This is a genomic window from Verminephrobacter aporrectodeae subsp. tuberculatae At4 (assembly GCF_000193225.1).
Taxonomy (GTDB): domain Bacteria; phylum Pseudomonadota; class Gammaproteobacteria; order Burkholderiales; family Burkholderiaceae_C; genus Acidovorax; species Acidovorax aporrectodeae.
Window position 1 is genome coordinate 21598 of sequence record NZ_AFAL01000689.1, and the last position, 9918, is coordinate 31515.

Consider the following 9918-nt stretch of genomic DNA (forward strand, 5'->3'; position numbering starts at 1 on the left):
GTCAGGCTCCCAGTGCGCCGGCGGCGAGAAAGGAAATCGGTGCAAGCGATGCATCGCCCGCGCCCAGTGCGTCGTCGCGCGCGGCATCGGCGCCGCCGAGCAGCAGGCCGAGCGCACGCAGTTCGCGCATGTGCTTTTCCACCGGGTAGTCGCGCATGAAGCCCGCGCCGCCGAGAATCTGGACCGCGTTCGAGCCGATGAACACGGCGTTCTCCACGGCCTCGATCAGCGCTGTTGCCGCGGCCTCGGTCGCGGGCTGGCAGGCATCGAGCCGCCAGGCCGCCTCGTGCAGCAACTGCCGGGTTGCGTCCACGGCGCTGTGCATGTCGACGATCAGGAAGGCCAGCGCCTGGTGGTGCGCGATCGGACGGCCGAAGGCCACCCGCTCGAGCGCGTACTTGCGCGCGTACTCGGCCGCCGCGTGCATCTGGCCCACGATCAGCGCCGACAGGTGAACGCGCGCATGCGCCAGCGCCAGCGCGGCGGCCGTGGGATCGGTCCAGGCTGCGTCAACCGGCGTGCGGTCCACGCGGATCTCGCTGGCGCCTGCCGCCCGCAAGCCCGCACCGGGCAGGGGCAGCACGGAGATCCCGTGCGTCACCAATTGCAGCCCGGTGCGGCTCAGCACCGCGAGCAGGTCCACGCGATCCGCAGGCCACCACGGCACGCTGCCACTCAGTGCATCGCCTGCGCCCTGCCAGATGCTCCGGTGGTCGAACACCAGCACCGCCCGCATGCCGGGCCTGTCCAGCGACCGGGCGTGCTGCCGCAGCGCAGCCTCCCCGCCGAAGGCCAGCAAGGCATGCGCGACGCTGCCGAGCGGCTGCAAGGCGATGGCAGCGCCGGGACATCCGCCGGCCAACCGTTCGGTCACCAGCACGCGCGCCACCGCGCCCATGCCGGCGCCGCCGCTGGACTCGGGCCAGTCGATGCGGTCGAAACCGATGTCGCGCGCTTCCCGCAGCACGGCGAGGGGAACGGCGCGCTGCTGCTCGAAGTCGCGTTGCGCAGGCAGCAGTTGCTCGTCTGAAAAACGCTGGGCCGTTTCGGTCACCAGTTCGAGGTCTTCGCCGAAGGAAAAGTCGATCATCGTGTGCTCCGTCTTCTCCTTGTGCTCAGCGACGCCCGAAGACCGGGTCACGGCGTTGCGCCATGGCGGCAACGCCTTCGCGAAAGTCGCTGGTCTGGAAATGCTGGCGTTGCTCGCCGGCCTCGCGCTCGACCGCCGCACGCACGGACTCCACGAGCCCCGCGCGCAGGGTGGCCCGCGTCGATTCCACGGCGATCGGCGCCGACACGGCGATTTCCTCTGCCAGCGCCTGGGCGCGGCTTCGGACCTCGTCCTGACCCACCAACTCGTCGGCCAGGCCGATGCGCACGGCCTCAGCACCGTTCAGTCGCCGCCCCGTGTACAGCAGCAGCGCCGCCTTCTGCGGCCCGATCAGCCGCGGCAGCGTGCAGCTCAATGCAAAGCCGGGGTGAAAACCCAGCCGCGTGAAGTTCGCACTGAAGCGCGCTTCGCTGCAGGTGATGCGGAAGTCGGCCACCAGCGCCAGCCCGAGACCTCCCCCCACCGCGGGGCCGTGCAGCGCAGCGATCACCGGCTTGGTCACGGTGAACAGGCGGACGGCCTGGCGGTAGAGCTCGGCCGGGTCGCGGCGCTCGCCCGCAGGGGGCGCGGGCGCCGAGAAATCGGCGCCCGCGCAGAACGAGCGGCCCTGCGCGGCCAGCACGATGGCGCGGCAATCCGGGTCGGCCTGGAGCGTCTCGAAGGCATCGGCCAAGCGGGAGATCAGCTGGAGGTCGAAGAAGTTGTGCGGTGGCCGGCACATCTCGACCGTGGCGGTGTGGCCGGCGCGATGGACGGAGAGGTCGGGCGTTTCCCGGTTTCCGGGCGGATGCATGGTGGCGGTCATGGGGTTCCTGTCATTCCGATTTTTCAAAAATATAACAGATACCTAATTTTTAAAAGTACATATGTATTATTATTTGGACCGATTCGAAAGACGGACGCGCAGTCGAACGACCGATTCATTCACGGAATCAGGAGAAAAAAAGATGGAGACAACAAGGCGCCAGCTGCTGGCTTTGGCGGGCACGGCGATCGAGGGCCAAGCCTTCGCACAGTCGAATGCCTTTCCCACGCGGTCGATCAGGATCGTGGTGCCGTTCACGCCCGGCAGCGGCTCGGACACTTCGGCGCGCTATTTCGGCGACCAGCTCGGCGCACAGGTCGGCCAGGCGGTGGTGGTGGAGAACAAGCCCGGCGCCAACGGCATCATCGCGCTGCAGTCGGTGAAGAACGCGCCGGCCGACGGCTACACGCTGCTGCTTGCGAGCAACTCGCCAATGGCGGTGAACCCGCTCATCATCAGGGACCTCGGCTACGACTCGGTCAAGGACTTCAAGCCCATCTCCGGCCTCACGCGCGGCATGAACGTGATCGTCGTGTCGAACGAATCGCGCTTCGCGACGCTCGAGGCGCTACTGGCGGCGGCCAAGAGCCAGCCGCTCAACGTCGGTACCTATTCGGCCGGCTACCAGCTTGCCGCAGCATGGCTCGCCAGCATGGCCGGCTGCGCGTTCACCAACGTGCCCTACAAGGGGCAGGCTCCGATCATGACGGACGTGATCGGCAACCAGCTCGACTTCGCGCTGGTCGATCTCGGCGGGGCGATACAGCAGATCAAGTCCGGCAGGATCAAGGCGCTCGCGGTCTCCGGCGAAGCGCGCAATCCCGACTTGCCCAACGTGCCCACGGTCCGCGAGAAGGGTTTCAACGAGTACGTCCAGTACAGCTGGGTGTCTTTCTACCTGCGCTCGCAGACGCCCGATGACATCACGACCAAACTCGCCGAGTCACTGCAGAAGACGCTCGCCACCGACGAAGCCCGCGCCTTTGCGCGCAAGACCGGCGGCGAACTGATGCCCTATCCGCCCGAGAAGATGCAGCGCTTCCACCTCGAGGAGATCGCACGCTTCCGAAAGATCGCGGCCATCATGAACATCAAGCCCGAGTGACGACAGGAACGCCGTCACGCAGTCGCTATGGGCGTGCCTGCGGGGGCCCCTCAACGGCCCAGGGTCTCGCACCACCTTGATGCACGCGCCCATCGCGGTGTTCGGAATCGCCGCATCGGCCCTGGGTGTGCCGCCTCATCTTGGCAAATTGGCCGGACCACTGAGCCCATTGGGCGACCTTGGCATGGTTCTTGATCCACGAAAAATGGACTTATCTCATCCGCAGTCGCGAACAGGGTGCGCCTACTGCGTCAGCGCCGGTAGAGCCTGGCCAGACAAGGCCACCGGCCCCCTTCCCACCACCCCAAGGAAAAGCCATGTCCGTTTCCAAACTTGAGCTGAGCGCCCGCGTTGCCGTGGTCGCGCTCGCCGCGGCCGCGCTGCCCGCGCGCGCGCTCGACGTCAAACTGGGTCACGTGCTCGCTGTCAGCCACAGCTGGCACAAGGCCGCCGAAGGCTTCGCCGCGGAGGTCAAGGACAGGACCGCCGGCCGCGTCAACTTCATCCTGTTTCCCGGCGGCCAGCTCGGCAACGAGAAACCATGGTGGAGGGCATGCAGATCGGCAGCCAGGGCGCGGCCGTCATTGGCACGGGTTCGCTGCAACCCGTGGACGCGCGTTTCGGCGTGGTCGAGCTGCCCTATGCCTGGAACAGCGCCGCGCAGGCCTACAGGGCCTACGACGGCGAACTGGGCGCGGCGCTCGCGAAGATCGCCGAGGGCAAGAACCTGGTGCTGCTGTCGTGGTGGGAGAACGGCTACCGCCACATCACCAACAACCGCGGCCCGATCAAGACGCCCGCCGACCTCAAGGGCCTGAAGACGCGCGTCACGCCCGACAAGATGCGGCTCGACGCCTTCACCCTGCTGGGCGCGGCACCCGCGCCGCTGGCCTTCGGCGAGCTCTATTCGGCGCTGCAACAGAGGGTGTTCGACGCCCAGGAGAACCCCTTGTCGATCATCTACACCTCGTCCTTCTTCGAGGTGCAAAAGTACCTGTCGCTCACGGGCCACGTGTGGAGCCCCGCGAGCCTGGTGGTTTCCAAATCGACGTGGAACCGCATCTCGCCCGAGGATTGCAAGGTGCTGAAGGCCGCGGCCGACCACTGGCGCGATGAACAGCGCCGCATGATCGCCGAGAGCGACAAGCAGTATCTGGCCCAGTTGAGCGACAAGGGCATGCAGATCAACGCGGTCGACAAGGCCCCGTTCGCTGCCGCCGCGGCCCCGGTGTGGAAGTCGTATGAGGCGACCTTCGGCCCGGAGCTGATGAGCCTGGTCAAGAAGTACCGCGAGGCCCCATGATGCTCACGCGCATGGCCTGCGCGCTGTCCGCATTCAGCAAGGCGTTCGGCGCGCTCGCGTGCGCCGTGCTTGCGGTGCTGGTGACCGCCGTGGTGTTCCAGCGCTTCGTCATGCACGACACGCCCCGCTGGGCCGAAGAGCTGCCCCGCCTCGTGCTGGTCTGGTCCGCCTTCATCGGTGGCGTGGCCTGTAGCCGTGAGCGCAGCCACCTCATGGCCGGGTTGCTGCCCTTCATCGTCAAAAGCCCCCGCGTGCTCGCCGTGGTTGACCGCATCAACCACGCGCTGATCGTCGCCGGCCTGGCTGCCTTGGGATGGGCCGGCTGGCAGCTGGCGCAGATGACCATGGAGCAGATGCTGCCCGCCATCGAGGTGTCGGCCGGCGTCGTCTACCTGGCCTTGCCGGTGGCGTGTGCGCTCACGGCCGTGGTCCACGTCGCCCAGTTCTTCGAACCCTGGCCTCCGGCGTATGCCGATTCTTTTCCCCTGGAGTAAGGCATGTCGGGCGGAGCCCTCTTTCTCATGGGCGTCTTCATGCTCACCATGCTGGTGGACCTGCCCATCGTCTACGGCATGGTGCTGTCCGGCTTGGCGTACCTGGCGATCTTCGATACCGCGCCCGTGGCCGTGGCGGCGCAGCAGTATGTTTCCGGCCTGGACAGCTTCACGCTGCTGGCCATCCCGTTGTTCATCCTGGCCGCGCAATTGATGAACGGCGCAGGCCTCACGCAGCGCATCGTGCGTCTGTGCGCCGCCATCGTCGGCGACGTCAAGGGCGGGCTGGCCGTCGTCGCCGTCATGTCGTGCCTGGTGTTCGGCGCCCTGTCGGGCTCCGGCGTGGCCGACGTGCTGGCCATTGGCAGCCTGCTGCTTCCGGCAATGGCCCGCGCGGGCTATGACAAGGGCTTCAGCTGCGCCCTGGTGGGTTGCGCCGGGACAAGCGCGACCATCGTGCCGCCGAGCATCGTGCTCATCATCTACGGCACGACCACCAACACCTCGGTGGGCAAGCTGTTCATGGCGGGCATCGTGCCGGCTGTGCTGCTGAGCCTGTCGCTGATCGCCATTGCAGTCTGGCAGGCGCGCAAATACGACTGGAGCGGCGGCAAGCCCTTCGAATGGGCCGAGTTGCGCGCGTCGCTTTCGGATGCGGTGCCCGCGCTGATGGTTCCCGTGCTGATCATCGGCGGCATCCGCCTGGGCGTCTTCACGGCCTCGGAGGCCGCGTCGAGCGCCATCGCCTATTCGCTGCTGATCGGCCTGTTCTGGTACCGCACGCTGTCGCTGCGCACCATCTGGCAGAGCCTGAAGGTGGCCGGGGAGGGGAGTGCGTCCATCCTGCTGATGATCGGTGCCTCGGGCTTCTTCGCCTGGATCCTGGTCGCGGAACAGGTGCCGCAGGCGCTGGCCGCGCTGCTGGCGAGCTGGACCGACAGCCGCACCACGGTGTTGCTGCTGCTGACCGCCGTGCTGCTCCTGCTCGGCACGTTCATGGAGGCGATCCCGATCATCATCATCGTCGCTCCCGTGGTCATGCCGGTGCTCGCGCATTACCGGATCGACCCGGTGCATTTCGGCATCCTGCTGACCATCAACATGGCCATCGGTGCGGTATCGCCGCCCGTGGGGGTGGACCTGATGGCCGCGTGCAAGGTGGGTGGCATCACGATGATGCAGACCCTGCGCCCGCTCACCTGGATGATGCTCGCGATGGTGGGCGTGCTGATGCTCGTCACCTTCGTGCCTGATCTGGTGATGTTTCTGCCGCGGCACGTGCAATGACGCGCCCCTCCATGGCATCACGCCGCCCGGCGTCTTTGCGTCGCAGCTGGCTGTTCACCTCGGGGTTGGACGAGCAGATGCAGCAGGCCGCGCTCGACAGCCGTGCCGACGTGCTGGTCGCGGATCTGGAAGAGTTCACCGCGCCAGTCGACCGCCCGGCGGCGCGTCCCCGCGTGGCCGCGCTGATGGTGCGCTGCCGCGCGCAGGGCGCCGTGGCCGCGGTGCGCGTGAATCGCCTCGCGGGGGATGGCCTGGCGGACCTGCGCGGGGTCATGCCCGGCGGCCCGCAAGTGATCCTTCTTCCATGCGTCGAGTGCGCCGAGGAGATCACCGCGTTGGCAGAAGCCATCGACCTCTTCGAGGCGGAACTGGGCCTGCCCGCCGGGACCACCGAGATCGTGCCCACGATCGAATCGGCGCTCGGCGTGGTGCGCATCCAAAGCATCCTGGCCGCCAGTGAGCGCATCAGCGCCTGCCTGCTCGCGGCCGAAGACCTCACGGCCGACCTGGGCGCCGAGCGCGGCCCGGACGGCCTGGAGCTCAACCATCTGCGCAGCCGCTTCCTGGTCGAGTGCCGGGCCGCAGGGCGCGTGGCGATCGACTGCCCGTTCAACTACCGCGATCTGCAGGCCCAGGCTGCGGACCTCGGCTGGGCCCGACGCATTGGCCTGAAGGGCAAGTGCACTGTTTTCCCCGAACAGGTCGCGGCCATTCACGCCGCCCTGACGCCATCGCCAGAGCAGTTGGCCTGCGCGACAGAGACGGTGGCGCGTTTCGAGGCCGCCCGTCGCGGCGGAGCTGCTGCCGGCCAGCCGATCGAAAGCCCCGACTACCACACCGCGCGGCGCCTGCTGGCGCGCGACACCGAATTCAGCGCATGGGCCGCACAAGCGCGGACCGAATGGCCCAACGGAGAACCGTCTTGACTTCGACTTCCACCCCCGCTTCGGCCCGGCGCAACGGCGGCCAGATTCTGATGCAGCAATTGCGCATTCACGGCGCCCGGCGCGTGTTCCTGGTCCCGGGGGAAAGCTACCTGCCCTGCATCGACGCGTTCAACGAGCACCAGGGTGCGATCGAGCCCATCGTCTGCCGCCAGGAAAGTGGCGCCGCCTACATGGCCGAGGCCTACGGCAAGCTCACCGGAGAGCCAGGTATCTGCTTCGTCACGCGCGGCCCGGGCGCGACGAACGCGAGCATCGGCGTGCATACCGCGTTCCAGGACTCGACGCCCATGATTCTCTTCATCGGCCAGGTCGGCAACGGCTTCTGCGAGCGCGAGGCCTTCCAGGAAATCGACTACCGCCGAATGTTTGGCCAGATGGCCAAGTGGGTGGCGCAGATCGACCGTACCGAACGCATCCCCGAGTACGTCGCGCGCGCGTTCTCGGTCGCCACCAGCGGCCGCCCCGGCCCCGTGGTGCTGGCCCTGCCGGAGGACACGCTGTGGGGCAGCGCCGAGGTGGTCGACCTGCCGCGCTACACCCGCGCCCACAGCCATCCCGGCGGCGCCGACTTGGCGCGCATGGCCGCCCTGCTGGAGGAGGCCGAACGTCCGCTGATGATCGTTGGCGGGACCGGCTGGACGAGCGAGGCGATGCATCAGCTCGAGGACTTCGCCGTGCGCTTCCAGGTCCCCGTGGGCACGGCCTGGCGGCGGCTCGAGTGTTTCGACCAACGCAGTCCCAACGCGGCCGGGCATGTGGGCTGGGCGATGACGCCTGCGTTGCGCCAGCGGGTGCGCGCTGCGGACCTGATCATCGCCGTCGGAACCCGGTTGGGTGAAGCGACGACCGAGGGCTACACGGTCATCGAAAGCCCGATGCCACGCCAGAAACTGGTGCACGTGTATCCCGATCCGGGCGAGCTGGGCCGCGTGTTCGCGCCCACGCAGGCCATCGTGGCGGATGTCGCGAGCTTCGCCGGCGCGCTGGCCGCGCTCGCACCCGCCAGGCCGCCGCAGCGCAAGGCACGGGTCGAAGCCGCGCACGCCGAGTACCTTGCCAGCCTGGTCCCCCTGTCCGCGCAGGGCCCGCTCTCGCTGGACGCCGTGGCCGCCATCGCGGCGGACCAACTGCCGCATGATGCCTGCATCACGGTCGGTGCCGGCAACTACGCGCTCTACCCGCACCGCTATCGCCGGTACACCGGCCCGGGCACCAGCCTCGCGCCCACCGTCGGGTCGATGGGCTACGGCTTGCCGGCCGCCATATCCGCCAAGTTGGAACAACCGGAGCGCACCGTCGTCTGCTACGCCGGCGACGGCTGCTTCCAGATGAACCTGCAGGAGCTGGGTGTGGCGTTGCAGTACCGCGTGGGCGTGGTCGTGCTGGTGTTCAACAACGGCATCTGGGGAACGATCCGCGCGCACCAGGAGCGTGAATTTCCGGGTCGCGCCATCGCACTGTCGTTCACCAACCCCGACTTCGCCGCGCTGGTCCGCAGCTATGGCGGCCACGGCGAGGTGGTGGAGTGCACCGAAGACTTTGCCGCAGCGCTCGCCCGTGCCTGCGCGTTCGCCGATCGCGAGAAACTGCCGGCGCTCGTCGAGTTGCGCTATGCGGCCGATGGCATCGCGCCCGGCGAGACCCTGTCGGGCATCCTCAGTGCAGCGCTCGCCCGGCAGCAAATCTCCGGCGCAGCGCATGGAACCTTCGCCGAGGCGGTGCCGCAGCCGTGCGGGGTGTCGGTGGCGGTGACCGACCCCGTCAACGATCGAGCGGATGCTCGACGATGAACTGGCGCAGGGCCGCGTTCATGCGGGTCTGCCAGCCCTTGCCGGTGGCCTTGAACGCGTCGAGCAAGTCGGCATCCAGCCGGATGGCGGTAAACACCTTGGTCTCTTCTGCCTTCGGGCGACCGCGTGGGCGCAGGGCCAATGCGGCGTACACCTCGGACGGCAGTACCTCGGCAGCCGGTCTGGCCCGGGGGAACCACGCATCATCGAGCTCTCTGGCGTCCGCGTCAGCAGCGATGCCCGCGGCGATGGCTGTTTCTTCTTCTGAGGTCGGGCTGACGTGCCCGACTTTAAGCTTTGGCATATCTTGTTTCCTCACGCTGGTTCGCTTTGCGGAGACTGATGACGCGAATGGCGTCACCACGAAGGCAGTAAATCATTACATGCAGGCGATCACCGATGTAGCCTGTTGCTTCAAACCGCTGCTCGGCGTATTGCTTGCGCGTGTCCTCGGAAACCACGGCGGTTTCCCATTCGAAGCCGTCGGCATCGGCCAAGGACAAGCCATGCTTGTCGAGCTTGCTCCCGTCTTTTGCGGGATCAAACGCGTAGTGCATGGGATTTATTGTATCAACACAAAATAGACGGAAACACCCCCGTCGCCGCTGCGCGCACGCGCCAGCCTGCGATGCGCTCCGGGATTCATGCAGCGCTACATGGCCCAGATGCGCGGCGGCTCGGCGCTGAGCTGCCACAGGGTCGCACGCCATGCGCTCCATACCTGCCTGAGCAGTTGCATCGCGGGCTCCACCTGCGGGGCCAGCGCGCGCAGCACCAGGACCTGCGCGCAGGGGCTGGTGGCGCCCGCGGTGTTCCTGAGCGCGTGCGCGTCCAGCACCGCGCGCGCGGCGTCCAGCGCGGCGTCGCGCCGGGTCTTGTCCAGCGCGCTGCCCGCAGCGAAGAACAGGCTCGCCATGCAGCGCTGCCCGGCGAGCCCCAGCGGGCTGCGCAGCAGGCGCTGGTCGGTGGCGTCGATCACGCCGCGCTCGCGCCACAGGCCGGGCAACTCGATGTGCTGCACGAAGCGCCCGGCCTCGAACGGCCGACCGGCATGCGGCAGGCCCAGCGCGGTCACG

11 protein-coding genes and 1 pseudogene are annotated in these 9918 nt (G+C 67.8%); 6 read left to right on the plus strand and 6 right to left on the minus strand.

Annotated features, from left to right (window positions below):
• Window position 1: 1 nt before the first annotated feature.
• Entirely contained in the window at window positions 2–1141 is a 1140-nt protein-coding gene (locus tag VTU_RS0119245) for an acyl-CoA dehydrogenase family protein (protein WP_236610803.1), read from the minus strand.
• The gene (locus VTU_RS0119250) at window positions 1116–1916 is read right to left on the minus strand and encodes an enoyl-CoA hydratase/isomerase family protein (RefSeq protein ID WP_010107587.1); all 801 of its coding nucleotides are present in this window, start codon (window positions 1914–1916) and stop codon (window positions 1116–1118) included. Before VTU_RS0119250 ends, VTU_RS0119245 begins: the two co-directional genes overlap by 26 nt.
• Window positions 1917–2058: 142 nt before the next feature.
• Here VTU_RS0119250 and VTU_RS0119255 point away from each other — a divergent pair, with 142 nt between their 5' ends.
• The gene (locus tag VTU_RS0119255; protein ID WP_010107589.1) at window positions 2059–3021 is read left to right on the plus strand and encodes a Bug family tripartite tricarboxylate transporter substrate binding protein; all 963 of its coding nucleotides are present in this window, start codon (window positions 2059–2061) and stop codon (window positions 3019–3021) included.
• Window positions 3022–3272: 251 nt separating this feature from the next.
• Here the strand turns inward: VTU_RS0119255 and VTU_RS35080 are convergent, their stop codons facing one another.
• A complete protein-coding gene (locus VTU_RS35080; protein WP_236610805.1) occupies window positions 3273–3437 on the minus strand; it encodes a hypothetical protein in 165 nt (54 codons plus the stop codon).
• On the opposite strand from VTU_RS35080, the pseudogene VTU_RS28740 reads away from it, so the two are divergent.
• The 5 genes and pseudogenes from VTU_RS28740 (at window position 3378) to VTU_RS0119280 (ending at window position 8842) form a co-directional block, all read left to right on the plus strand.
• Window positions 3378–4324 (plus strand): annotated as a pseudogene (locus VTU_RS28740) (TRAP transporter substrate-binding protein). The gene VTU_RS35080 and the pseudogene VTU_RS28740 sit on opposite strands and share 60 nt — an antisense overlap.
• Window positions 4324–4818 (plus strand): TRAP transporter small permease, encoded by a 495-nt coding sequence (locus VTU_RS0119265; RefSeq protein WP_029554562.1) that lies wholly within the window; start codon window positions 4324–4326, stop codon window positions 4816–4818. The pseudogene VTU_RS28740 and the gene VTU_RS0119265 overlap by 1 nt, the downstream one beginning before the upstream one ends.
• Window positions 4819–4821: 3 nt before the next feature.
• A complete protein-coding gene (locus VTU_RS0119270; protein WP_010107595.1) occupies window positions 4822–6105 on the plus strand; it encodes a TRAP transporter large permease in 1284 nt (427 codons plus the stop codon).
• An 11-nt stretch (window positions 6106–6116) separates the two neighbouring features.
• Window positions 6117–7031, plus strand: a complete 915-nt coding sequence (locus VTU_RS0119275) for an HpcH/HpaI aldolase/citrate lyase family protein (protein ID WP_138927957.1) — start codon at window positions 6117–6119, stop codon at window positions 7029–7031.
• Window positions 7007–8842 carry a thiamine pyrophosphate-binding protein gene (locus tag VTU_RS0119280; RefSeq protein ID WP_081479886.1) on the plus strand — a complete coding sequence of 612 codons (1836 nt, stop codon included), beginning with the start codon at window positions 7007–7009 and terminating at the stop codon, window positions 8840–8842. Before VTU_RS0119275 ends, VTU_RS0119280 begins: the two co-directional genes overlap by 25 nt.
• Here the strand turns inward: VTU_RS0119280 and VTU_RS0119285 are convergent.
• From VTU_RS0119285 to VTU_RS0119295, 3 genes are all read right to left on the minus strand, one after another.
• Window positions 8814–9146 carry a BrnA antitoxin family protein gene (locus VTU_RS0119285; protein ID WP_010107598.1) on the minus strand — a complete coding sequence of 111 codons (333 nt, stop codon included), beginning with the start codon at window positions 9144–9146 and terminating at the stop codon, window positions 8814–8816. The genes VTU_RS0119280 and VTU_RS0119285 overlap by 29 nt on opposite strands.
• Window positions 9133–9399 carry a BrnT family toxin gene (locus VTU_RS0119290; protein WP_010107599.1) on the minus strand — a complete coding sequence of 89 codons (267 nt, stop codon included), beginning with the start codon at window positions 9397–9399 and terminating at the stop codon, window positions 9133–9135. Before VTU_RS0119290 ends, VTU_RS0119285 begins: the two co-directional genes overlap by 14 nt.
• A gap of 95 nt (window positions 9400–9494) precedes the next feature.
• The coding region (locus VTU_RS0119295; protein WP_029554563.1) for an urease accessory protein UreD at window positions 9495–9918 on the minus strand (424 nt) is incomplete at its 5' end.

Bases quoted from the DNA above. Each gene is read 5' to 3' on its own strand.
- VTU_RS0119250 (WP_010107587.1), bottom strand. From the start codon at position 1,916: ATGACCGCCACCATGCATCCGCCCGGAAACCGGGAAACGCCCGACCTC.
- VTU_RS0119255 (WP_010107589.1), top strand. From the start codon at position 2,059: ATGGAGACAACAAGGCGCCAGCTGCTGGCTTTGGCGGGCACGGCGATC.
- VTU_RS0119265 (WP_029554562.1), top strand. From the start codon at position 4,324: ATGCTCACGCGCATGGCCTGCGCGCTGTCCGCATTCAGCAAGGCGTTC.
- VTU_RS0119270 (WP_010107595.1), top strand. From the start codon at position 4,822: ATGTCGGGCGGAGCCCTCTTTCTCATGGGCGTCTTCATGCTCACCATG.
- VTU_RS0119275 (WP_138927957.1), top strand. From the start codon at position 6,117: ATGGCATCACGCCGCCCGGCGTCTTTGCGTCGCAGCTGGCTGTTCACC.
- VTU_RS0119280 (WP_081479886.1), top strand. From the start codon at position 7,007: ATGGCCCAACGGAGAACCGTCTTGACTTCGACTTCCACCCCCGCTTCG.
- VTU_RS0119285 (WP_010107598.1), bottom strand. From the start codon at position 9,146: ATGCCAAAGCTTAAAGTCGGGCACGTCAGCCCGACCTCAGAAGAAGAA.
- VTU_RS0119290 (WP_010107599.1), bottom strand. From the start codon at position 9,399: ATGCACTACGCGTTTGATCCCGCAAAAGACGGGAGCAAGCTCGACAAG.